The sequence below is a fragment of the Polaromonas hydrogenivorans genome, from assembly GCF_040105105.1.
Classification (GTDB): domain Bacteria; phylum Pseudomonadota; class Gammaproteobacteria; order Burkholderiales; family Burkholderiaceae_C; genus Polaromonas; species Polaromonas hydrogenivorans.
This window is the reverse complement of sequence record NZ_CP157675.1, coordinates 3,853,390-3,875,952: the sequence shown is the minus strand read 5'-3', so window position 1 is coordinate 3,875,952 and position 22,563 is coordinate 3,853,390. Positions and strand designations below refer to the sequence as shown.

19 protein-coding genes are annotated in these 22,563 nt (G+C 63.7%); 15 read left to right on the top strand and 4 right to left on the bottom strand.

Translation table 11 applies throughout. From position 1 onward, the window contains the following. Window positions 1–139: 139 nt before the first annotated feature. A complete protein-coding gene (locus ABLV49_RS18650) occupies window positions 140–997 on the top strand; it encodes a hypothetical protein (RefSeq protein WP_349278796.1) in 858 nt (285 codons plus the stop codon). A gap of 77 nt (window positions 998–1,074) precedes the next feature. Beyond that, window positions 1,075–1,794, top strand: a complete 720-nt coding sequence (locus ABLV49_RS18645) for a 4'-phosphopantetheinyl transferase family protein (RefSeq protein ID WP_349278794.1) — start codon at window positions 1,075–1,077, stop codon at window positions 1,792–1,794. A gap of 146 nt (window positions 1,795–1,940) precedes the next feature. Here ABLV49_RS18645 and ABLV49_RS18640 read toward each other — a convergent pair whose 3' ends face one another. Continuing rightward, entirely contained in the window at window positions 1,941–2,972 is a 1,032-nt protein-coding gene (locus tag ABLV49_RS18640) for a helix-turn-helix domain-containing protein (protein ID WP_349278792.1), read from the bottom strand. Between the two features lie 126 nt (window positions 2,973–3,098). Between ABLV49_RS18640 and ABLV49_RS18635 the strand changes: the two genes are divergently transcribed. From ABLV49_RS18635 to ABLV49_RS18615, 5 genes are read left to right on the top strand one after another with little or no spacing between them, the layout of a single operon-like run. Then, complete coding sequence (locus ABLV49_RS18635) at window positions 3,099–5,336, top strand: TonB-dependent siderophore receptor (protein ID WP_349278790.1); 2,238 nt, start codon at window positions 3,099–3,101, stop codon at window positions 5,334–5,336. Further along, window positions 5,336–6,493, top strand: coding sequence for an ABC transporter substrate-binding protein (locus ABLV49_RS18630; RefSeq protein WP_349278788.1), 1,158 nt, complete (start codon window positions 5,336–5,338; stop codon window positions 6,491–6,493). The genes ABLV49_RS18635 and ABLV49_RS18630 overlap by 1 nt, the downstream gene beginning before the upstream one ends. After that, window positions 6,490–7,554, top strand: coding sequence for a FecCD family ABC transporter permease (locus ABLV49_RS18625; RefSeq protein ID WP_349278786.1), 1,065 nt, complete (start codon window positions 6,490–6,492; stop codon window positions 7,552–7,554). Before ABLV49_RS18630 ends, ABLV49_RS18625 begins: the two co-directional genes overlap by 4 nt. Next, window positions 7,551–8,330, top strand: coding sequence for an ABC transporter ATP-binding protein (locus tag ABLV49_RS18620; RefSeq protein WP_349278784.1), 780 nt, complete (start codon window positions 7,551–7,553; stop codon window positions 8,328–8,330). The genes ABLV49_RS18625 and ABLV49_RS18620 overlap by 4 nt, the downstream gene beginning before the upstream one ends. A 51-nt stretch (window positions 8,331–8,381) precedes the next feature. After that, on the top strand, window positions 8,382–8,675 hold the full coding sequence (locus tag ABLV49_RS18615; RefSeq protein WP_349278782.1) for a DUF2218 domain-containing protein: 294 nt from the start codon (window positions 8,382–8,384) through the stop codon (window positions 8,673–8,675). 43 nt (window positions 8,676–8,718) lie between these two features. Here the strand turns inward: ABLV49_RS18615 and ABLV49_RS18610 are convergent, their stop codons facing one another. Together ABLV49_RS18610 and ABLV49_RS18605 are read right to left on the bottom strand one after the other, a co-directional pair. Then, entirely contained in the window at window positions 8,719–9,648 is a 930-nt protein-coding gene (locus tag ABLV49_RS18610; protein ID WP_349278780.1) for an MBL fold metallo-hydrolase, read from the bottom strand. After that, a complete protein-coding gene (locus ABLV49_RS18605) occupies window positions 9,648–10,418 on the bottom strand; it encodes an FFLEELY motif protein (protein WP_349278779.1) in 771 nt (256 codons plus the stop codon). The genes ABLV49_RS18610 and ABLV49_RS18605 overlap by 1 nt, the downstream gene beginning before the upstream one ends. A gap of 77 nt (window positions 10,419–10,495) precedes the next feature. Between ABLV49_RS18605 and ABLV49_RS18600 the strand changes: the two genes are divergently transcribed. The 7 genes from ABLV49_RS18600 to lnt all read left to right on the top strand — a co-directional run bounded on the left by ABLV49_RS18600 (window position 10,496) and on the right by lnt (window position 20,249). Then, window positions 10,496–10,705: a hypothetical protein gene (locus ABLV49_RS18600; RefSeq protein WP_349278777.1), complete on the top strand. Its 210-nt coding sequence runs from the start codon at window positions 10,496–10,498 to the stop codon at window positions 10,703–10,705. Between the two features lie 27 nt (window positions 10,706–10,732). Further along, window positions 10,733–11,641 carry an esterase/lipase family protein gene (locus ABLV49_RS18595; protein ID WP_349278776.1) on the top strand — a complete coding sequence of 303 codons (909 nt, stop codon included), beginning with the start codon at window positions 10,733–10,735 and terminating at the stop codon, window positions 11,639–11,641. A 282-nt stretch (window positions 11,642–11,923) separates the two neighbouring features. Continuing rightward, window positions 11,924–13,036, top strand: a complete 1,113-nt coding sequence (locus tag ABLV49_RS18590) for a response regulator (RefSeq protein ID WP_349278774.1) — start codon at window positions 11,924–11,926, stop codon at window positions 13,034–13,036. Window positions 13,037–13,059: 23 nt separating this feature from the next. Continuing rightward, window positions 13,060–16,425: a response regulator gene (locus ABLV49_RS18585; protein WP_349278772.1), complete on the top strand. Its 3,366-nt coding sequence runs from the start codon at window positions 13,060–13,062 to the stop codon at window positions 16,423–16,425. A 260-nt stretch (window positions 16,426–16,685) separates the two neighbouring features. Beyond that, on the top strand, window positions 16,686–17,411 hold the full coding sequence (locus ABLV49_RS18580; RefSeq protein WP_349278770.1) for a GNAT family N-acetyltransferase: 726 nt from the start codon (window positions 16,686–16,688) through the stop codon (window positions 17,409–17,411). Between the two features lie 281 nt (window positions 17,412–17,692). Further along, the gene (locus ABLV49_RS18575; protein WP_349278768.1) at window positions 17,693–18,562 is read left to right on the top strand and encodes an HlyC/CorC family transporter; all 870 of its coding nucleotides are present in this window, start codon (window positions 17,693–17,695) and stop codon (window positions 18,560–18,562) included. 37 nt (window positions 18,563–18,599) lie between these two features. Continuing rightward, window positions 18,600–20,249: an apolipoprotein N-acyltransferase gene (gene lnt, locus ABLV49_RS18570; protein ID WP_415838209.1), complete on the top strand. Its 1,650-nt coding sequence runs from the start codon at window positions 18,600–18,602 to the stop codon at window positions 20,247–20,249. Window positions 20,250–20,251: 2 nt separating this feature from the next. On the opposite strand, the gene ABLV49_RS18565 is transcribed toward lnt, so the two are convergent. After that, the gene (locus ABLV49_RS18565) at window positions 20,252–21,175 is read right to left on the bottom strand and encodes a LysR family transcriptional regulator (protein WP_349278764.1); all 924 of its coding nucleotides are present in this window, start codon (window positions 21,173–21,175) and stop codon (window positions 20,252–20,254) included. Window positions 21,176–21,446: 271 nt separating this feature from the next. On the opposite strand from ABLV49_RS18565, the gene ABLV49_RS18560 reads away from it, so the two are divergent. Next, on the top strand, window positions 21,447–22,463 hold the full coding sequence (locus tag ABLV49_RS18560; RefSeq protein ID WP_349281787.1) for a type II asparaginase: 1,017 nt from the start codon (window positions 21,447–21,449) through the stop codon (window positions 22,461–22,463). The last annotated feature ends 100 nt before the right edge of the window (window positions 22,464–22,563 follow it).

Sequence of the window (22,563 nt, the reverse complement as noted above, 5' to 3'; positions counted from 1 at the left end):
AGACTTGATCGCGGACTTTCGTCGGCGCTTCAGTTCAAAGGTCTGCATGGCACCTCACCCTGACCATGATGGTCGAATCGTGTCCGCACACACAATGTCATTAGAGGCCGTCCTACGAAAGATTAGTAAGGATGGGCATGTGTATGCGCCAAACTTTGGAGCAAAGTTCTCAGCGGATGCGCCCCCTATTGAGATAAAGCGCCAAGGCCTGCGAGACGTTTCTGTCTTCAACGGCTTTTGTGCCAAACATGATGCTGCGCTGTTCAGTTGCCTTGAGAACGAGCCTTTTAAGTTCGACCGCAGGCAACTTTTCAGGCTCGCATATCGAGCCGCAGCGAGAGAGTGTTACCTCAAGCGCAAACAGTGTGAATCCCTGCCAACGCTTGAGCAGATGAAAGCTATACACGGCATAACAGAGGAAATTTCCTACACAGACGAAATATTGATTCATCAAGCCGCATCCTTGCGCGGAGCAGAAGAGTGCGAACAACTCAAAGCAAAGCTCGACAAGCTGCTCGTTTCGTCAAGTTGGGATCGAATGGTGACGTATGCGATTCTTTTCGAAAAAGCACCATGCTTAACTGCCTGCTTCGTCTTCCAACCATTCCATGACCTTGATGGCAGGCAACTCCAAGACTACGAGAACCTTGATGCTGAAATGAGCCAACTGGCCATAACAGTAATGCCAGTTGATCAAGGAGCCGTTGCGATATTTTCGTGGCTAGACACCGCAAATAGCGCCCCTCGACGCTTCTTTGAGTCTGTGGCCAGTTCATCAAATCGCACTTCAGCGGTAATTCATGCTGTTCTTGACAACAGTGAAAACTTTGCGCTCTCACCGGATTGGTACGAGGCCCTCCCCGACACCACCAAGAACTATTTGTTGTCCCGGATGTGCCTCTTAGAGGCAAGCATCGAGTATCACTACAGACAGCGACCAGAAGTCACTGCATCTTTTCTGGCGGACTGGGGCGTTTCCCAGGTAGCACAGTTCTAGTTTGTACAGTGCAACATGCGAAACCCATGCCTAACTGGTTGGTCAAGCGGACGCTAACAGCTTGAAAAGAATCAGCCATGCGAACTCCTGAATTGATAGCAGGTTGCGCAGGCAGTACCTGCGCTACGGGCATTAAAGGCTTAAACCGTGTCCCTACCCCCGCAGGCGCTGCTGTCTGGCTGCTGACGCTGGATTTTCAAAACGAGCGACTGGTTGAACTGCTCCAGCTGCTACCCGCCGAAGAGCAGGCGCGCTGCCTGCGCTACCGCCAGCCGGCGGATCGCTTGCGCTTTGCCGCCACCCGTGTGGCGCTCAGGCAACTGCTGGCCGAGCGCTTGCAAATTCCGGTGCAAGAAGTGGCGCTGCAGATCGACGCGTTCGGCAAGCCCCGGCTGGCCAACGACGAAAAGCTGTTCTTCAACCTGTCGCATTCAGGCAATCACGCGCTGATTGCCTTGTCGGCGCAGCGGCCCGTCGGCGTGGACATTGAAGCGGCTGGCGGCGCGGCAGCCGCACCGCTGGCTGATGCCGCCTTGAGGCCGGAGGAGCGGCGCTATTGCCATCGGCAGCCGGATAAGGAAGCGGCGGCGCAGGCTTTTTTCCGCATCTGGAGCGGCAAGGAAGCGGTGCTCAAAGCCCTGGGGCTGGGCATTGCCAGCCATCTGCAATCGGTCTCGGTAGTGCCGGGGCTGGCGGGCCGCTACGCCGTGACGCTTGACATGCCCGCGCCGCCGCTGCAGGCCTGGCAACTGCCGGCGCCGGCGGGCTTTGTCGCGGCGCTGGCGGTGCTGGACTGACGCGAAATCACCCTGACTTTCAATCACGGCATTCAAGGTGCCCGGCGGTTTATTGCTACTTTATTTATAGCTGTTAACGCATACTACACCTGCGCAAAAGGCCTTTTTTATGCTGAAAATTGTTCGCTGGTTAAAACCAATGCGCGCTAAAGCCGGTTCCGGCAGTGCTTGGGCTGGAGCCCGAAATTCCGGCGGAATGCGGTCGAGAAATTGGCCTGGCTGCTGTAGCCGGCAATTTCCGCAGCCCGCGCAACACTGACGCCCTCATGCTGCAGCGCATGGGCTGCACGCTGGAGGCGGCGCTGGCGCAGGTAGTCAAAAATGGGCTGGCCACAGACCTGGCGGAATTGCTGCTGCAGCGTGTTGGCGTTGCAGCCGATGGATTGCGCAATGGCACGCATGTCCAGTTGGTCTGCCTCCCCGCTGTCGAGAAGCTGTTGTAGGCGGCGCACGCGCTGGCAGGCACTCGCGGACATCGTGAGGGGGCTTGGCGCGGTGTCGGCCCTCGTCCGGGACAGGGCCTCGGCGATCAACTCAAGCGCACGGCTCTCCTGGTACAGGCTTTGCATCGGATCATCGAGCCCCAGGGGATGAATCAGCTGCTCGGCGATGGCAACGGCGCGCGGCGTGGGCGTCCAGTGGCGCACCGTCAGGTGCTCCCGGAAGATTTCCCGGGAAATGCCGGTGGCATCGAACCAGACCGGCTTCAGGGTCAGCACGACCATGCGCTGGCGGCTGCCGGCGCATGCGTGCCGCTCGAAGGTGTCGGGCGCATTCAAGGTCACGACGCTGCCGTGCGGCACGGCGTTCGCGCCTTCTCCGGCATCCAGCGGCAGCGACTGCCGGCCCACGGCAACCTGGGCATTGCCCTCCAGCTTGAGCAATACCTTGATGCATTCCTCCTGCATGACGAACTGCGTGGCCATGTCGTGCAGATGGACGATGTCGGTGCAGTGCAGCGACATGCCGTCGCGCAGGCGGGTCATGGAAAAGCTGCCCTGCATCAGCGGCGAAGTGGTTCCCGCGTCGGGGGACAGCAATTGGTGGCCTTGCCCGACCTGGGTGTTGAGCTTGCCAACATCGATGGCACGCGACGGATGGCGCGCCGACAGCGCGCGCTTGGAGAGGAGAGCGTCGGGGGCCGATGGAGCCCCGTGGCGGGACAGAAGGGTGGGCACAAACATCTTTCTTGTTCCAGCAAACAAAAACCCTGGCGGTTATTGCGATACTGCGTTTCATTCTAAATGAAAATGATTCGCAATTACTATTTGGCGAGCAGGTGTTCGGAACAAGGAAAAAAGAGCATGCAATTCAAACCAGTCAGCAATCGGATAAAACCCCTTGTGATCGCCATGGGGCTGGCCTACCTGGGCCTGCCGGCCCTGGCCCAGCAGCCGGAGAAAACGCTGGCCGAGATGACCGTGCTCGGTTCGGCCGAGGAAGCGCTGAAGCAGGCGCCCGGCGTGTCGATCATCACGGCCGAGGATATCGAGAAGCGCCCGCCGGCCAACGATGTGTCGGAAATCATCCGCACCATGCCGGGCGTGAACCTGACGGGCAATTCCTCCAGCGGCCAGCGCGGCAACAACCGCCAGATCGACCTGCGCGGCATGGGTCCGGAAAATACCTTGATCCTGGTGGATGGCAAGCCGGTCACCAGCCGCAATGCCGTGCGCTATGGCTGGCGCGGCGAGCGCGATTCGCGCGGCGACAGCAACTGGGTGCCGGCGGAGCAGGTCGAAAGCATCGAGGTGATACGCGGGCCTGCCGCCGCGCGCTACGGCAACGGCGCTGCCGGCGGCGTGGTCAACATCATCACCAAGAAAGCGGCCAAAGAGACGCACGGCCAGGTCACGGTGTACGCCAACCGTCCAGAGCATTCCGAGGAAGGGGCTACCGAGCGCCTGAATTTCAACCTGAGCGGCCCGCTCAGCGAACTGTTTTCCTACCGCATCTACGGCAATTACAACCATACCGATGCGGATGACCGGACCATCAATGCCGGCCACCAGGCGCCCGGTTTTGCAAGCTCGCTGCCTGCAGGGCGCGAAGGCGTGCGCAACAAGGACCTGGGCGCGCGGTTGACGTGGAACCTGTTGCCCGGCCACACGCTCGATCTGGATGTCAGCCGCAGCCGCCAGGGGAACATCTACACCGGCGACACGCAGAATGTCGGCACCAACGCTGTCGTTGACTCGCTGATTGGCCAGGAAACCAACCGCATGGACAAAACGACTTATGCCCTGACGCACAAGGGCAAGTTCGACTTCGGCACTTCATTGAGCTACCTGCAGTACAGCAAGACCGAAAATTCGCGCATCCAGGAAGGCCTGGTCGGCGGCCTGGAAGGCATGTTCCTGACCGGCACGCCGCTGTTCTCGACCAATACGCTGACGGACGTGACGCTGCACAGTGAAATCAGCACGCCGCTTCGCGGCAGGTTCAACCAGATGCTGACGGCCGGCGTCGAATGGTCGGATCAAAAGCTGACCGACCTGAGTTCGAACACCGTGGCCACCATTTACGGGGCGATACCGGGCGTCAGCAGCACGGGGCGTAGTGCCGACGCTTCCACCCATGTCTTCTCGGTGTTCGCCGAGGACAACATCGAGCTGTCGCCCAGCACGGTGCTCACGCCCGGCATTCGCTATGACAAGCACCAGCAGTCCGGCGCCAACTGGAGCCCCGCGCTCAACCTGACCCATCTGCTGAACGACAAGGTCACGCTGAAAGGCGGTGTTGCGCGCGCCTACAAGACGCCCAATCTCTACCAGAACAACCCCAACTACCTGATCTACAGTTCGGGCAACGGCTGCGCCACGGTGTCCAACGGTACGACGGGCTGCTATTTGCAGGGCAATGCCGACCTGCAGGCGGAAACCAGCGTCAACAAGGAAGTCGGCGTCGAATACAAGGATGAGGGCCTGGTGGCCGGGATCACGTACTTTCGCAACGACTACCACGACAAGATCCAGGCCGGCCTGTCGCCGACAGCGATCACGACCAGCAACCGCCGAAGCATCTACCAGTGGAGCAACATTCCCGAGGCCGTGGTCCAGGGGCTGGAGGGAAATCTGCGGGTGCCGCTCAAGGCTTCGCTGGACTGGATCACCAATTTCACCTACATGATCGAGTCCAGGAACAAGGCGACGGGCGACTACCTTTCGCTCATCCCGAAATACACCGTCAACTCCATGCTCGACTGGCGCGTCAACAGCCAGCTCGGCATGCTGTTCTCGATGACCTTCTATGGCCGGCAGGAGCCGATGAAGTTCGATTACAAGGGCGCTGCGGTCACCGGCACGTCGGCCAACTCGGTGGCGCCTTACGCCGTGGCGGGCATCAGCGGCAACTACGCCTTCTCGAAGAACCTGAAGATGGCCGCCGGCATCAGCAACATTTTCGACAAGCGCCAGTTCCGCGCCGGCAATGCGGTCAGCGTCAGCTCGACGGCAATTTACGGCACCAGCGGCGGCGCGGGCGCCGCCACCTACAACGAGCCCGGACGCACCTTGTACGTGTCGTTGACGAGTTCATTTTGATGAAAAACACAAGGCGGCTCATGCTGGCCGGCCTGGGCCTTGCCTGGAGCCTGCTCGCCGGCCAGGCGCAGGCCGCTGACGGGCTGGTGACGGACCTGGCGGCGCGCACCGTGCGCCTGCCGGCCAGCAGCGAACGCATCCTGCTGGGGGAAGGGCGCCTGATACCGGCCCTGGCCATCCTGGAGCGCGAGGATGTCAGCCGCCGCATTGTGGGCATGCCCGGAGACTTCGAGCAGCTCGATCCGGCCGGCTATGCCCAGTATGCGCAGCGCTTTCCCCGCTTGCGCACGGTGGCGCGCACGGGCCGCACCACCGCCGAGAGCTTCAGCGTGGAAAAAGCGATTGCGCTCAAGCCCGATGTCGCCATCTTCGGCCTGGAAGGCCACGGCCCTTCGCCCAACGACCGCGAGACGCTGGCCCGGCTGTCGGCCGCCGGCATCGTCGTGGTGTTTGTCGATTTCCGCAAGGAGCCCTTGCAAAACACGGCGCGCAGCATGGAAATCATGGGCCGTGTCCTGCGGCGCGACAAGGAAGCGGCGGCTTTCGTCGCCGAATACACCGCACAGCTGGCCCGCGTGACGCGCAAGCTGGCAACGCTCAAGACGCCCGGCCCGACGGTGTTTCTGGAAAACCGCGTCGGCCTTGGCGAAGAATGCTGCGCCACCATGAGCAACGGCCTGATGGGCCGGCTGCTCGACGCCGCAGGCGGCGTCAACATGGCCAAGGGCCTGGTGCCTGGCGCTTTTGGCATGCTCAGCCTGGAGCAGCTGGTCAGCCGGCCGCCCGATGTCTATATCGGCACGGCCATCGGCTCGCCCGAAACCGCAGCGCGCATGCCGATGCGCATCGTGCTCGGGGCCGGTGTCGATGCAAAAACCGCGCAGGACTCGCTGGCACGGGCGGTGCAGCGCAAGGGCATTGCCACGCTGCCGGCTGTCAGGCAGGGGCGGGCGCATGCGGTCTGGCACCATTTCTACAATTCGCCCTTCAACGTCGTCGCGGTGCAGGTGTTGGCTAAGTGGCTGCATCCAGAGCTGTTCCGCGACCTGGAGCCGCAGCAGACGCTGGCCATGTTCTACCAGCGCTTCCAGCCCGTGCCGCTGAGCGGCCAGTACTGGACGACGCTGGCGCCCGCTGCCGCCACGGCATCCCGATGAACGCACTGCTCATGAACAATCTGTCGCTGGCGCAGCGCTATGCCGCGCAGGTGCGGCGCCGGCTGACGGTATTGGCGCTGCTGCTGCTGGCGCTGCTGCTGGTGTTTGCCGCCGATCTGGGGACGGGGCCGTCCGGCATCGCATGGAGCACGGTGTGGCAGGGCCTGCTGGCGCCGCAAGCGCTCGACGAGGGCACGCGCGTGATTTTGTGGGATGTGCGGCTGCCTTACGCCGTCATGGCGGTGCTGGTCGGCGCCGCCCTCGGGCTGGCCGGTGCCCAGATGCAGACCGTGCTGAACAATCCGCTGGCCAGCCCGTTCACGCTGGGCCTGTCGGCGGCGGCGACGGTGGGCGCCTCGCTGGCCATCGTGACCGGCTTCACCGCCTGGGGGCTGGGGCCGGATATTGCGCTGCCCTTGTGCGCCTTTGGCGGGGCCGTGGTCGCGGCGCTGCTGATCCATCTGCTGGCCTGGCGCTGGGGCGCATCGGTCAATGCCGTGGTGCTGTTCGGCATTGCGCTGATGTTCAGTTTCGAGGCGCTGCTCTGGCTGCTGCAGTTTCTGGCCGACAGCAACGCGCTGCAGCAGATCGTGTTCTGGAGCATGGGCAGCCTGGGGCGCTCGACCTGGCCCAAGATCGGCATCCTGGCCACGGTGGTGCTGGTCTGCGCGGCCTGGACCCAGTCGCAGGCCTGGGCGATGACGGCCCTGCGCAGCGGCGAAGACCATGCGCGCAGCAGCGGCGTGGATGTGGAGCGGCTCAGGCTGGTCAGCCTGGTGCGCGTGAGCCTGCTCAGCGGCACGGCCCTGGCCTTCGTCGGCACCATCGGTTTTGTCGGGCTGGTCGGGCCGCACATCGCGCGGCTCATCCTGGGCGAGGACCATCGTTTTTACCTGCCGGCCAGTGCGCTGGCCGGGGCGCTGATGCTGTCCTGCGCGTCGATCTTGAGCAAGGTTCTGCTGCCCGGCGTGGTCTTGCCCATCGGCATCGTCACCGCGCTGGTCGGCGTGCCGGTGTTCATGCTGCTGGTGCTGCGCCATCAGGGAGGGTTGCGCGCATGAGCCTGGTGCTTCAACAATTTGGCGTCGCCTATGGCGCCCGGCCGGTGGTGCGAAATATAGACGTGGCGGCCTTGCCCGAGGGGCGCATCGTGGCGCTGGCGGGCGCCAACGGGGCCGGCAAGTCTTCCACGCTGCGCGCGCTGGCCGGCCTGTGCCGCATGACCGGGCAGGCGCTGCTCGACGGCGAAGACCTGGCGCGCCTGCGCCCGCCAGCGCGCGCCCGCCTGGTGGCCTATATGCCGCAAAGCCTGCCGCAGGCCTCGTCGCTGACGGTGTACGAATCCGTGCTCAGCGCCGTGCGCACGGCCTGCCCGCAGCTGGCGCCAGCCGTCGTGCACCAGCGCATCGAGCAGGTGCTGCACAACCTGGGCCTGCACGCCCTGGCGCTGCGCGCGCTGGACGCGCTGTCGGGCGGGCAGCGCCAGATGGCCGGGCTGGCCCAGCTGCTGGTGCGCCAGCCACGGCTGCTGCTGCTCGACGAGCCGACCAGCGCACTCGACCTGCGCTGGCAGCTGTGCCTGATGGAGGCGCTGCGCCAGCACCTGGCCAGCCACCAGGCGCTGTGCCTGATGGCCGTGCATGACCTGAGTCTGGCGGCGCGCTTTTGCGACGACATGCTGGTGATGGGGCAGGGCCAGGTGATCGCGCGCGGCGCGCCGAGCCGGATACTGACCCCGGCATTGCTGCGCCAGGCCTACGGCATCGCGGCGCGCGTCGAAACCTGCTCGCTGGGCACGCCCATCGTGCTGGCCGAGCACGCGCTTGACCCTGAATAAAAACACCATGAACGACATCGACATCGACACCGCAGAACCGAGGAGACAACCATGCATTATCTGAACGGCAGCATGCCAACGCCTGAACCGAGCCGCTACCTGACGCGCCTGTGCTACCACTTCCGCCGGAAAATCGAAGTGGCCTACGACGAGCAGCAAGGCTTGGCGCATTTTCCCTGGGGGGAATGCCGCCTGACGGCCCAGCAAGAAGCGCTTGGCTTTGAATGCACCGCCACTTCGGCCGAGGAGCTGGAGCGGATTCAGTACGTGCTTGATGAGCATGTGGCGCTGTTCTCGCGCAAGTCACCGATGGCGGTGCAGTGGCAGGCCCCGCGCATCGACTGAGCGCCAGCACCGCCGGGCGCGGCGCATTTGTTGAAAACCTGCTTTAACGGGCGAACCCGGGAAGAATGTATTCGCCTTCCTTTGTGGCTACGCCAGCGGCAACCAGTTCCGCGTACAACTGGCCTACCCAGACAGCCATCGGAACCTCCCGAAAAAAGCGAACTCTGATTTGCTCAAAATACGGCGTTGTCACCGTCCATTGGGTGAATTCATCAATCAACTGCCGTTGAACTTCAAGCAGCTTGAATACGAGCAGGACTTTCACCGCATGACGGGCATGCTTGACGGGATTGGCGATAAAAGAATCCAGGCGCTGACGGGCTTTGGCGAGTATCTCGGGCGTGTATATAAAGACCCGTCCATGCCCTGGAATGACGGTTTCGGGATTGAGCCGTTCGATCAAGTCCAGCGTTTTTGCCACCTCGGCAAAGGCGTCGCTTCCCTCAAGCTCGGGAAACACCACGCCGAAACCGTTTTCCCACAAGGCATCGGCTGAAATCAACATTCTGGTTTCGGGCTCGAAGAAAATAACCGAATGAGGGTCGTGCCCGGCTGCCGCATGAACCTGCCATTCAGCCGCGCCAAATCGTATTTTGGCTCCAGGCTGAAGGGTTTGATCGAAGCCGAATCGCGGGCATCGCTGACCCGTGGGTAAATAGCTGAGTGCTGCCGCATCCCATTGCGCGACCTGTGGTGCGTGTCCGGGCGGAATCAGGGTCTGAAGCGCTGGGTAGCGCGCTTGCAAGGCCGCATTGCCGCCGCAATGGTCGCTGTGCAAATGGGTATTGACGAGCGTATCCAGCGGACGATTACCCAGAACAGCTTCGACCAGCGACAGCGTTTGTGCGCAATGCGTGCAGTAGCCGCTGTCAACCAGCACGGTTTGATCGCCATCGGCAAACAGGATGTTGTTGGCTGAAAGCCAGCCCCGTTCGAAGACATGCATCCCGGATGGCAAAGAGCTTGCAGCCATCAGAAGGACATTGCGTTGTTGAATTCAGGCGGGCTGCCCGCTGCCAGCAAATGGGCCAGCCGGGTCTCGCAGGCGACAGCCTCGTCGTCAAACAGGGCGCGTATCCATTCGGATTCGCGCTGGCGGAGCAGCGTGAGGAACTCGTCCGCGCCGCCCATCCTGGCAAAGGCGTCAAAGCCGGTTTCCAGGAATTGCTGAAGGGAATCAAGGCCGGCGGCGGCAGCGGGGCGGCGCATCATCCTGAGCAAGGTTCTCAGCCCGCGCGTGCGTGTCAGGCGACCGAGCGCCTGGCCGAGCTGCAGCACCACCTCAAGCTGGTGCTGGCGCGCGGCCCGGTCTCCCGATTGGCGCCAGCAGCGGACATAGCGGGCGGATTCACTGCTTTTGGGGGTGGTCGAGGCGTCTGCGATCCAGGCGCGGGCCATCAGGTCGTCCAGCGTTTCCGTCAGCGCATGGACCTCGGCCAGCGCCGCCGCCGTGTTCACGACGGACTGCGGAAACAGCCTGGCGATGGTGTCGGCAATGCGGGCGAACTGCTGGTCGCGACTGGCATAGTCCCGGTCGCTGTACAGCTCCTGAAGGAAGAAGGCGGCGGCCGTTTTGTAGCGCGGGCTGTGCAGCAGGTCGGCGTAGGTGGCCTGGAAGCGGCGCGCCTGAAAACGCTTGACCTCGGCGCCGGCCCGCGCCAGGGCCGGCTGGCTCGCATGCTGCTGCCGAAGCTGCGACACGACTTGCAGCGCGTCCCGGATTGTTTGTGCTGAAGTGTCCATACAGGCTCAAAGTGTAGCCAGCTCCTCTAGGGATGGTGCTCTATGGAAACCGCCGGCCCCATGCGAAACTTCGCGCCATGCAAAGACGAACATTGCTCGCACAAAGCCTCGCATCGGCTGCCGTGCTGGCGCTTGCCGGCGGCGCTGCCAGCGGGCTGCTGCAAGTGGTGATGATGATAAATCCAGAGTCAAATAGGGCTTTTGCGCAGTATGGATGGGTGCATATAGCTATTAAAATAATAGCAAAATATCGTGTGCTGACCGACCGGCATATGGCGCTGGCTTGAACGGCGCCGGGCCGCCCGCTGATTTGTATGCTGGCATCGCTGCAACGGCTCATCACCCTGTCGATCATCGCTGCGTCCTTTGCCTGGCTGCTGTACTTCGGCCGTGGCTCGCCGCTGCTGGGTTTGGCGGGTTTCATGGCGATTACGCTTTCCTACTCTGTGTTTCTTGCTATCGAATTCATACTTGCCAAGCAGGTCAACAAGGACGATCCGGTGCCCCAGCCCAGCTGGCGGGAACTGCTGGCCGCCTGGCTGGGCGAAAGCATGACCGCGCCCCGGGTTTTCTGCTGGCGCCAGCCTTTCCGCCCGAATGCCGTCCCGGATCAGCTCGGGCCGCCAGCGCGGGTGCAGGGCCGCCGGGGCGTGGTGTTCGTGCATGGATTTTTCTGCAACCGGGGCCTGTGGACGCCCTGGCTCAAGCGCCTGCAGGGCAGTGGCCAGGCCTTCGTGGCCGTCAGCCTGGAGCCGCTGCTGGGCTCGATTGACGACTATGCGCCGCAAATTGACGACGCGGTCCGGCGCGTGACACAGGCCACCGGACAGCCGCCGCTGCTGGTCTGCCACAGCATGGGCGGCCTGGCGGTCCGGGCCTGGCTCAAGCGGATGCAGGCCGAGGCGCGCGTGCACCATGTGGTGACCATTGGCACGCCGCACCGGGGCACCTGGCTGGCGCGTTTTGGCCAGGGCCACAATGGCCGCCAGATGCGCCTGCTGTCGGACTGGCAAGCGCAGCTGGACCACGGCATGCCGGCCGGCCGGCAGGCGCTGTTTACCTGCTGGTATTCGAATTGCGACAACATCGTGTTTCCGGCATCCACCGCGACGCTGCCAGGCGCCTGCAACCGGCTGGTTCGCGGCGCGGCGCATGTGCAGCTGGCGTTTGTGCCACAGCTCATGCAGGCAACGCTGGCCTTGCTGGACGAGCGCCCGGCTTGAGTTGCCGCTGGTTGTGGAAATGGTTTACGCTTCAATCCGGCTGCGCAACGCGCCGATGGAGTTCGGAGCTAACTCATAAATCTGCAACCACCCGAAAAAAAGCCATTTTTTTGTGACAATCGGGGATGGTCATGGCCGAGTTGCTCAGGCTGAAAAATTTGCTGAAAACTGGCGAAGGGCACGGTTTTCCACATCAGGAGCCGCATGCATCGGATTGTTGCCGGCGAGTCCGGGCCGACGGCTGCCCCGTTCGGTTAATTATTAGAAATAGCGAGTGTTGTTATGGCTTTGATCGTGGTGATTGATGATGATGCGGGCACCCGCCTGCTGGTCAGCCAGGTATTGAAAAAAGAAGGCCACAAGGTCATGTCTGCGGAAGACGGCGCCAAAGGGCTGGACCTGATTCGCGAGCACAAGCCTGACCTGGTGGTCAGCGATGTGCAGATGCCGCTGATGGACGGCTTTGAAGTGCTCGACCAGGTGCGCAGCGACGCCGCGCTGGCGGCCACGGCCGTGATTTTGCTGACCTCGCTGCAGGACCGCAGCTACATGCGCCTGGGCATGACCACCGGCGCCGACGACTACCTGACCAAGCCGTTTGCGCCGCAGGAGCTGCGCGAAGCCGTCAGCGCGCAACTCAACAAGCGCGACCGGGCCGACGCCATGCGCACCCAGGTGGTTGACAAGGCCGTGCAGCTGGCGCTGGACGAGCAGCGCCACAAGATTGGCGCGCTGTATGAAACCCGCATGGTCCAGGCGCTCAGCGAGCAGTGGCCCGACAGCAGCGCGGCGCAGGGCAATGAACGGTTTGCCAGCGCCACGGTGCTGTATGCCGACATGCGCGACTATGGCCTGTGGACGCAGGCGCTGAGCAGCACCGAACTCAGCGAAATCATCCAGCAGCTCTACAGCAGCGTGGGCGACACCGTCTATCTGTTTGGCGCGCATTACATGCAGTTTGTCGGTGACGGCATGCTGTGCGTTTTCGTCGATGCCGCCGATACCAATTCCGTGAACCATGGCCTGCGGGCAGCACGCGCCGCGCTGGGCCTGGTCAGCGCGACACGGCGCATCGATGCCCATGTGCAGAAAAACCTGGCCGGCCGGGGCCTGCCGAATTTTTCGCTGGGCGTGGCGCTGCACAGCGGCCCGGTGGCCTTTGCCAGTCTGGACGGCCTGATCAGCCGTACCGGCCAGACCACGCCGGTGGGCGACACCGTTGCGGCGGCGCTCAAGCTGTTCCAGGGCGAGCCGCGCCTGAGCTGGACGGTGGCCGCCAGCGTGCAGGCTGTGCGCCTGGTGACCGGGGCGGTCCGCACCGGCCAGCGCGCGCTGGTCCAGGTGCCGGGGCGCAGCCAGCCCATGGACGTGCTGGAAATTCTGGGCCTGGCATGAGTTCAGGCGCCAGGCCGCTGGCCATGACCTTTTCGCTGCGCACGGTCCTGATCACCAGCCTGCTGCTGTTTTCCCTGCTTCCCGCCGGGGTGGTGGGCTGGTTTTTGTACCGCAGCAACCTGCAAAGCGCGGAGTTGCTGTCCGGGAAAATCATCCAGGACATGACGCAGCGCATCAAAACCGATGTGGAAGGCCATCTGGCGCAAGCCCATGTCGTGCTGAACGGCGTGATTCACGAGCAGCCCGATGCGTCCGCCGTGCGGCGTGCGCGCCAGTTGATCGAGTCGCCCGCACTGTTCGAGCAAACCGCTTTTGCCATGACGCGCATGACGCCGGATGTTCCCCGAATGTATGTGGGAAGCGCGCGCGGAGCGTTCCTGAGCGTTGAAACCTTTGCTCAGGACGCCAGCACCTGGGTGCGCGTGAGCGAGCGCAAGGAGGGCGGCGACGGCCGGGGCCTTTTCATGGCCGAATCTCCGGGCGACCGCCGCCATGGCCTGCCGGCGGAAAAGGGCGGCTATGACCCGCGCAGCCGGCCCTGGTACAGGACCGCGATGGACAACAAGGGCCGCGCTTTCACGCCGATATCGGTCCTGGCCGCCGACCGGCAACTGCGCCTCACGCTGGCGCAGCCCGTCTATGGCGCTGACGGCGGCGCCCTGGGCGTGTTTGCCGTTGACCTGCCCCTGAAAAGCCTGAACCAGATGCTGCAGAGCATGCGGATCAGCGCCCGTGGCACGGTTTTCCTGGTCGATGAGCAGGGTTTCATGGTCGCCAGCTCGACCGGCGATGAACTGTTTTCCGGCGGCGCCGGCAATCTGCAGCGTCACAAGCCGCTGCAAAGCCGCAACCCCATCATTCGCCAGGCCTACGGCGAAGCCGCACCCAGCCTGGGGCGCACGCTGGAGTCCAGCGTGCAGCGCGTGTCGTTCCTGCGCCGCATTCCCATGGCGGACGACAGCCTGATGGTGGCCCTGCAACCCTTCGGTGAAAGCATGGGCGTGCGCTGGAGCCTGGTGGTGGCCGCGCCCGAGAGCGATTTCACCGCCGTGGCGCAGGAGGCGCTGAAAAAAACGCTGGCGGTGACGGCCATGATCCTGCTGCTGGGCGCCTTGCTGGCCATCGCGCTGGCCTGGCGGCTGAGCCAGCATTTCAGGCGCCTGGGCGAAGCCGCCGCGCTGCTGGCGCTGCATGAAGTGCCGCCGCTGCAGCAGGCCAGCCGCATTGCCGAAGTGCGCCAGCTGTCCCAGACCCTGCACGACAGCGCCGGGGAACTGCAGCGCCACCGGGCCGCCATCCAGGCGCAGACCCTGGCCCTGCACGAGGCCAACGAAACGCTGGAAGACCGGGTGGCGAGCCGCACCGCCGAGCTGAACGCCTCGCGTGACGAAGCCCTGGGCGCGGCGCGTGCGAAGGCGGCGTTCCTGGCCGCCATGAGCCATGAAATCCGCACCCCGCTCAACGGCGTGGTGGGCATGACCACCCTGCTGGCCGACACCTCGCTGGACCTGGAGCAGCGCGACTATGTCCACACCATGCGCATTTCCAGCGACCAGCTGCTGGGCGTGATCAACGACATTCTTGATTTTTCCAAAATCGAATCCGGCAAGCTGGAACTGGAAAACGAGCCGCTGAACCTGCTCGCAACGATTGAGGAGGCCTGCGACATTGGTGCGCCGCGCGCCCGCGAAAAAGGCCTGGAGCTGCTGGTGGACATGGGCGACGAGCTGCCCGGCTGGGTGCGCGGCGACGTGACCCGGCTGCGCCAGATACTGCTCAACCTGGTCAACAACGCCGTCAAGTTCACCGAAAAGGGCCAGGTGGTGGTCTCGGCCCATGTGCTCGAAGACTTCAGCCCGGGCCAGGGCGGGCTGGTCGAGTTCCGCATCAAGGACAGCGGCATCGGCATTGCGCCGGATCGCCAGGCCGCGCTGTTCCAGTCCTTTGTCCAGGTCGATGCCAGCACCACCCGCAAATACGGCGGCACCGGGCTGGGCCTGGCGATCTGCCAGCGGCTGGTCAAGCTGATGGGCGGCCAGATCGGGATGGATTCGGCGCCCGGCGACGGCTCGACCTTCTGGTTCACTGCCCGGCTGGGGCATGCGGATGCGCCCGAAGTCGCCATGCTGTCCGCGCTGCACCTGGTCAGCCTGGCCGGCAAGCGGGTGGCGGTGCTGGACGACACCCAGCTCAACCTGCGCATCCTGGACAAGCAGCTCAGGCGCTGGGGCATGGAGCCTGTGTTGTTCGAGCGCGCCGCCGAGGCCCTGGCCTGGCTGGCCGGGCATCCGGTCGATGTGGTGATCAGCGACATGCACATGCCCGAGATGGACGGCTTGAGCTTTGCCCGGCTGCTGCGCGAGCGCACGCCCGCCACGCCCATCGTGCTGCTGACCTCGGGCACCATGCCCAGTGGCGAGCAGGCGCGGGTGTTTGATGCCCGGCTGCTCAAGCCATACCGCCAGTCACAGCTGTTTGAGGCTCTTGCGCGCGTCACGTCTGCCCCGGTAGCTATACAAAAAGTAGCAAGGTCCGAGCCGGCCGCCGCCCGCAACCAGTTCATCCTGGTGGCTGACGACAACGCCATCAACCTCAAGGTCGCGCTGGCCATGCTCGCCAAGCTGGGCTACGAGGCCGCCACGGCCGTCAACGGCAGCGAAGCCGTGGACCGGGTTGCCGCCTCGCTGCGCACCGGCCTTGGCGAGACGCCGCGCCAGTACGCCGCCATCCTGATGGATGCCAACATGCCGGTGATGGACGGCTTTGTCGCTTCGCGCCTGATCATCAGTACCTACGGCAGGCAAGCGCCGCCTATCATCGCGCTGACCGCCTCGGTGCTGGAAGAAGACCGCCAGCGCTGTCTGCAGGCCGGTATGGTGGGCTTTTTGCCCAAGCCGCTGCGGATTGACGAATTGTCCGAGTCGCTGGCGCGTTATGCCCGGCAGGCCGAACCCGAAAATGCTACGAAAATAATAGCTGCAGGCGCCGTGCCTGGTGCGCAAGAGGGCCAATCTGGCATTAAACCGGCGCAGGTGCTGATCGACTGGAACCGGCTGGAGCAGTTCCGGGAGTTTGACGACGACGAACTCAGCATGACGCGCGAGGTGGTGCTGCTCTTCATCACGGAAATGCCCCAGCGCATCGACGACATCCGGGGCGCCTTGTCGGCTTGCGACAGCGCCGCCTTGTCGCGCGCTGCCCATGCGCTCAAGGGCGCGGCGTCCAATGTGGGCGCGCAAGCCTTGAGCGGTGCCTGCGCTGCCCTGGAGCAGTCGTGCCTGCAGGGCCAATGGCCTGCGGACGCGGCCCTGCAGGTCGCGGCGCTGACGGCTTTTGCCGGCCAGACCTGCCAGGCGCTCAAAGGCTGGACGGCTGCGCAGGCGGCCTAGCCGGACGCCGGGCGCTTGATCGGGGAAAAAGGAAGGCTTGTTTCGTGGCTGGCATCAAGCGCATCACGCTCAAAATGGCGTTGCTGCACTGCAACATTTTTTGAGCATATCGTGGGCCAGTTTGCTATTATTTACATAGCACATTGTGCAGACAGGTAGTGCGAAATAGGCATTTTTCATGCTTTTTTTCGCTGCTTTGCTGTTGTAGGAGTTTTCCGCGACAAAGCAATCGATCTAGGGGAAACCCTTATATTTGGGGCATGGTTCATCCCAGCACACTTTTAAAGGCATCCTTCCAGGCGAGCAAGGCGTTTTTCCGCCCGCCCGTGCAGGACGGCGCATCTCGCCCTGGCGCCCCGTCGGTCATGGTGCCGATCCGCTCCATCGGCCCCAGCCACCGCGGGCGCATCGCCGCGCATTTGCTGTCGCTTGAGCCCCAGGACCGTTACCTGCGCTTTGGCTACTCGGCCAATGACGAGCAGATCCGGCGTTACGTGGACGGACTCAATTTTGAGCGTGACGAAATTTTTGGCATTTACAACCGCAGGCTTGAGCTGATTGCCATGGCGCATCTGGCCTTTACCACCGATCCCGAACTCAAGAGCTGTGCCGAGTTTGGCGTTTCGGTGCTGGCGCATGCGCGCGGCCGGGGTTATGGCGCCCGCCTGTTTGACCGGGCCGTGATGCATTCGCGCAATGAGGGCATCGAGATGATGTTCATCCATGCGCTGAGCGAAAACACCGCCATGTTGAGCATCGCCTGCAAGGCTGGCGCCACGGTGGAGCGCGACGGCTCCGAAACCGAAGCCTACCTCAAGCTGCGGCCGGCGAACCTGGATTCGCGCATGAGCGAGCTGTTCGATGAGCAGATCGCGCAGACCGACTACCGGCTCAAGGTGCAGGCCCGGCAGTTCTGGAGTTTTCTGGCGCTGCTGCAGGAAGTCAGGCGCGGTGTGCGGGACAGCCGCGACCGCATGAAAAAGTAGCCCCCACGCTTTTCACTGCGTGTAATGCGCTGCCCCCCGAGGGGGCTGGCCTTGCTTGGGGCGGCCCGGCGCTGAGTCCTGAAGCCCCCACGCTTGTCGCTTCGCGTACTGCGCTGCCCGAGGGGGCTTGGCCTTGCTTGGGACGGCCCGGCGCTGCGGCCGCTGGTGGCCGCGCTCTACGTTTTGCTGGATGTTCTTCGTGGCGCCAGGTTACCCAAACCGGCACGCTGTCAAAAATTTCGGCTATCCTAGACCGCTTCTCCACTACCGACCGCCCTCACGTGTCCGATGTTCCTCCCAGTCGGTCTTCCAAGCCGGAAGACAAGCGCGGCTTTTTGCAAAAGCTCGCTGAAATGCTCCACCCCGGTCCGGACTCCAAGGACGAATTGATCGAAACCCTGGTGGAAGCCCAGGACAACGAAGTCATCGGCCAGCAAAGCCGCGAAATGCTCGAAGGCGTGATCCGCATGGCCGACATGACGGCTGGCGATGTCATGGTGGCCGCGCCGCGCATGGACCTGGTCAACATCAATGCGCCCTTCGATGAGCTGCTGCACCTGATCATCGACACCGCCCATTCGCGCTTTCCGGTGTTCGAGGATGAAAAGGAAAACATCATCGGCATCCTGATGGCCAAGGACTTGCTCAAGCTCCAGCGCGCGCCCGAACTCAACATCCGGGCGCTGCTGCGTCCGGCGGTGTTCGTTCCCGAAAGCAAGGGACTGAACGAGCTGCTGCGCGAATTCCGGGGCAACCATAACCACCTGGCCGTTGTGATCGACGAGTTCGGCCGTGTCGCCGGCCTGATCACGATTGAAGACGTGCTGGAGCAGATCGTCGGCGAGATCGAGGACGAATTCGACATTGCCGAAGACGCGGGCGATATTTTTGCCCTGACCGACCATACCTACCGCGTGAGCGGCGACACCTCGGTCGAGCGGGTCAACGAGTCGTTCGAGGTGCTGCTCCCGGACACCGACTTCGAAACCATTGGCGGCCTGGTCGCGCATGAAATGGGCCACGTTCCCAAGCGCGGCGAGCATTACGCATTGGCCGGCCTGCAGTTCACCGTGCTGCACACCAAGGGCGGCGCCGTGCGCTGGTTCAAGGTGTCGCCTGCGGCTGTCATTCAAACGTCCGACGCCCTGTGAAGCCGGTGATTTGCCGCCAGCCCGGGCCATCGGGCGCATGAGGTCTTCATCGCCCGTCCGCTTCGGATCAGCAGGCTTGAAACGCCCCACCCAGCCGCCGCGCAACCGGCTGGCATGGCTCCAGTTTGCTATTTTTTTAATAGCTGGTTGTGCGCATGCAGCAAGCATGGCGTGGCCCTTTCCCTTGGGCTCCATGCTGGGGCTGGTCCAGGGCCAGCCGGTGGGCTGGCTGCAGTTGCTGGCGCTGGCCTTGCTGGCCGGGCAGCTCGATGGCGCCAGCTCCTGGCGGCGCGGCGCCTGGCTGGGCGGCCTGTTTGCCGTCGCCATGCAGTGCGCCACCTTCTGGTGGCTGTTCATTTCACTGCATGTGTACGGCGGACTGGCTGCGCCGCTGGCGGTGCTGTCCATCGTGCTGCTGGCCGCATTCCTGGGGCTGTACTACGCTGCCGCTTGCGGGTTGTTTGTGGCCTTTGCGCCCGTCCAGGCTGCATGGCGTGCTCTGTTTTTTGCAGCGGCATGGCTGCTGGCCGAACTGGCGCGCGTCAAATTTTTCACCGGGTTTCCGTGGGGCGAGGGTGGTTATGCGCATGTGGACGGCTGGGCCAGGCCGCTGGCCGCCTGGGTCGGCGTGCATGGATTGACCTTTGTGGCCGCGCTGGTCGCTGCCTGGCTGGCTTTTTGTTTGCTCGCGCCCAAAACGCGCTGGCGGGCCGCGCTGGCGGGTGTGGCCCTGAGCGTCACCGTCGCCTGGCTGCCGGTTTATAACGTCGGCGATGTCGAGCCTGATCCGCAACTGGCCAAGCCGATGTCGGTCACTCTGCTGCAGGGCAATATTCCCCAGGACGAGAAATTCGTGGGCGGCACCGGCGTTGTCACCGCGCTGCGCTGGTATGGCGAACAGCTGCAGGGTGCCAAAGGCGCGCTGGTGGTGGCGCCTGAAACCGCGCTGCCGCTGCTGCCGCAGCAATTGCCCGAGGGCTACTGGCAGGCGCTGCAGACGCGCTTTGCCACCGGCGACCAGGCCGCGCTGATCGGCCTGCCGCTGGGCGACTACGACACCGGCTATTCGAATTCAGTGATTGGTTTGAAGCCGGTGCAGCCCGGCCAGGCTGCGTCGCTGGCGCCGCCTGAACCTTACCGCTACGACAAGCATCACCTGGTGCCTTTTGGCGAGGTGATTCCGCCCGGCTTTCACTGGTTCATCAAGCTGATGAACATCCCGCTGGGCGACTTCAACCGCGGCGCGGTGGGCCAGCCCTCGTTTGCCTGGCAGGGCCAGCGGCTGGCGCCCAACATCTGCTACGAGGATTTGTTCGGCGAGGAACTGGGCGCGCGCTTTGTCGATGGGCGCCAGGCGCCGACGATGTTCGTCAACCTCAGCAATATCGGCTGGTTCGGCAACACCGTGGCGATTGACCAGCATTTGCAGATCTCGCGCATGCGCTCGCTGGAGTTTGGCCGGCCGATGATTCGCGCCACCAACACCGGCGCCACCGTCATCATCAACCGCCTAGGCGAGGTCACGCATTCGCTGCCGCGCCACACCCGGGGCGCGCTGACGGGCGAGGTGCAGGGCCGCAGCGGCATCACGCCCTACGCCTGGTGGGTCGGGCGATTCGGGCTCTGGCCGCTGTGGGCGCTGGGCCTGGCGGTGACGGGGCTGGCCTTCCTGGGCCGGCGCCGCTGAGTTCATTCCCGGCGGGGCGGCGGGCTGTTGTGTTCCATCATCTGGTGCAGCAAGCCGGGCAGCATGCCCACCATGCGCAGGGCGTCCTGGCTGGGCGGCGTGCTGGTGGCCACATACATCTGCAGCGAAATCGACGCAAAGTCATGCAGCGGCACGGCCGTGAGCGACGCATCGAGATTGCGCGCGGTCAGGAAGTCCACCACCGTCCAGCCCATGCCCCGTCTGACCAATTCCAGCGCCAGCCGCGAGGTATGCACCTGCACGCCTGCCGGGGCCGAGTGGCCCAGGTGGCGGGCCAGCGCGTCAATCGACTGGCACATCGGGTCTTCGCCCACCAGCCGGACCAGCGGCATGCTGGTCAGGAAAGTCATCGGGTTCTGGCGCCGCGCCCGCACCGCGCGCTCCCAGATGTCGGCCTTGACGACCAGGTGCAGCAGGCCGCTCACCAGCACGGTATTGGTCAGCAGCGGGTGCGGATGCGTGTAAAAACCCAGGGCAAAGTCCACGCGCCGGGTCAGCAGCGCCTCCACCATCTGGTCCTGGTGCAGCGTGCGCACCTCCACATTGACGCGCGGATAGCGCGTCAAATGCTGCTCCAGCACCAGCGGCAAGAACTCATGGCTGATGGACGGAAGGGCCGCCAGCCGCACCTGTCCGCCATCCACCTGGCGCAGGTTGATGGCCATGCGCTTGAGTTCGTCGAGCTTGCGGTGGATCAGGGTGGACTCTTCAAACAGCACGCGCGCCTCGGGCGTGGGCGCCAGCGTGCCCTTGGCCCTGACGAACAGCTTGTAGCCCAGTTGCAGCTCGGTGTGCCCGATGGTTTTGCTGACCGCCGAGGGCGTGATGCAGATCAGCCGCGCGGCCGCGCTCATGTTGCCGGTTTGCATGACGGCCTGAAAGACTTCGAGTTGCCTGAGGTTCATGGCGGCCGTGCAGGTGGTAGGCAGGACTGAGGGGGTATGAGTTTTAGTCACACCCGGCGCCGCATTATGCATCGCCATGCGCTGCCGGCCTCATTACGATGGGCCAGCCTTGGCGCCTGGTGTCAAGACCGCGTAAGGTCTTGATGGCATGGCCCTTGCATCAGCTCGTCTGGCAATCCTGAAATCCCTATCAACCTTTGAGAAACACTTCATGCAAACGCAACTGCAACTGAAAATCGCAAAACTCGTGACCGGCCTGGGGCTGGCCGCCATGGCTTCCCTGGCCATGGCGCAGGCCGCCAAGCCCAATGTGGTGATTCTGGCCACCGGCGGCACGATTGCCGGCGCTGGCGCCTCGGCCCTGAACAGCGCGACCTACGCCGCCGCCAAAGTGGGTGTGGACAAGCTGATTGCCGGTCTGCCCGAATTGGCCACCGTAGCCAATGTGCGCGGCGAGCAGGTGTTTCAGGTCGCTTCTGAAAGCCTGACCAATGAAAACCTGCTGACCCTGGCCAAGCGCGTCTCGGCCCTGGCCAAGCAGGCCGATGTGGACGGCATCGTCATCACCCACGGCACCGACACAGTGGAAGAAACCGCCTACTTCCTGACCCTGGTGGAGCGCACCAACAAGCCCATCGTGATGGTCGCCTCGATGCGCCCCGGCACCGCCCTGTCAGCCGACGGCGCGCTGAATCTGTTTGGTGCCGTCTCGGTGGCCGGCAGCAAGGACGCCATGGGCAAGGGCGTGCTGCTGACCATGAACGACACCATCGACAGCGGCCGCGATGTGAGCAAGAACGTCAACATCAAGACCAACGCCTTTTCGAGCCAGTGGGGCCCGCTGGGCCTGATCGTTGAAGGCAAGAACTACTGGTTCCGCGCCCCGGTCAAACGCCACACCATGAACTCCGAGTTCGACATCGACACCATCGACTCGTTGCCGAATGTGGAAATCGCCATGGGTTATGAGGGCGTTGCCCCCACCGCCATCGAAGCGCTGGGCAAAAGCGGCATCAAGGCGCTGATCCATGGCGGCCCCGGCAATGGCTCGGTCGCCAATCGCATCGTGCCTTACCTGCAAAAAGCGCGTGCCGATGGCGCCATCGTGATTCGCAGCTCGCGCGTGCCTGACGGCTTTGTGCTGCGCAATGCCGAGCAGCCTGACGACAAGTACGACTGGGTGGTTGCGCACGATCTGCGCCCACAAAAGGCCCGCATCCTGGCCATGGTGGCTTTGACCAAGACCAGCGACACCAAGGAACTGCAACGCATTTTCTGGGAATATTGAGAGTAGCAGCGCCATCGCCTGACAGGATTTGACCCGCAGCGGGCCATCGCTTGAATAGCAAAAGCCCCCGGTGCCCAGCGCGCCGGGGGCTTTTTGCCTG

Coding starts and splice junctions, on each gene's coding strand:
- ABLV49_RS18645 (WP_349278794.1), top strand. CDS start 1,075: ATGCGAACTCCTGAATTGATAGCAGGTTGCGCAGGCAGTACCTGCGCT.
- ABLV49_RS18635 (WP_349278790.1), top strand. CDS start 3,099: ATGCAATTCAAACCAGTCAGCAATCGGATAAAACCCCTTGTGATCGCC.
- ABLV49_RS18630 (WP_349278788.1), top strand. CDS start 5,336: ATGAAAAACACAAGGCGGCTCATGCTGGCCGGCCTGGGCCTTGCCTGG.
- ABLV49_RS18625 (WP_349278786.1), top strand. CDS start 6,490: ATGAACGCACTGCTCATGAACAATCTGTCGCTGGCGCAGCGCTATGCC.
- ABLV49_RS18620 (WP_349278784.1), top strand. CDS start 7,551: ATGAGCCTGGTGCTTCAACAATTTGGCGTCGCCTATGGCGCCCGGCCG.
- ABLV49_RS18615 (WP_349278782.1), top strand. CDS start 8,382: ATGCATTATCTGAACGGCAGCATGCCAACGCCTGAACCGAGCCGCTAC.
- ABLV49_RS18610 (WP_349278780.1), bottom strand. CDS start 9,648: ATGGCTGCAAGCTCTTTGCCATCCGGGATGCATGTCTTCGAACGGGGC.
- ABLV49_RS18605 (WP_349278779.1), bottom strand. CDS start 10,418: ATGGACACTTCAGCACAAACAATCCGGGACGCGCTGCAAGTCGTGTCG.
- ABLV49_RS18600 (WP_349278777.1), top strand. CDS start 10,496: ATGCAAAGACGAACATTGCTCGCACAAAGCCTCGCATCGGCTGCCGTG.
- ABLV49_RS18595 (WP_349278776.1), top strand. CDS start 10,733: ATGCTGGCATCGCTGCAACGGCTCATCACCCTGTCGATCATCGCTGCG.
- ABLV49_RS18590 (WP_349278774.1), top strand. CDS start 11,924: ATGGCTTTGATCGTGGTGATTGATGATGATGCGGGCACCCGCCTGCTG.
- ABLV49_RS18585 (WP_349278772.1), top strand. CDS start 13,060: ATGACCTTTTCGCTGCGCACGGTCCTGATCACCAGCCTGCTGCTGTTT.
- ABLV49_RS18580 (WP_349278770.1), top strand. CDS start 16,686: ATGGTTCATCCCAGCACACTTTTAAAGGCATCCTTCCAGGCGAGCAAG.
- lnt (WP_415838209.1), top strand. CDS start 18,600: ATGAGGTCTTCATCGCCCGTCCGCTTCGGATCAGCAGGCTTGAAACGC.
- ABLV49_RS18565 (WP_349278764.1), bottom strand. CDS start 21,175: ATGAACCTCAGGCAACTCGAAGTCTTTCAGGCCGTCATGCAAACCGGC.
- ABLV49_RS18560 (WP_349281787.1), top strand. CDS start 21,447: ATGGCTTCCCTGGCCATGGCGCAGGCCGCCAAGCCCAATGTGGTGATT.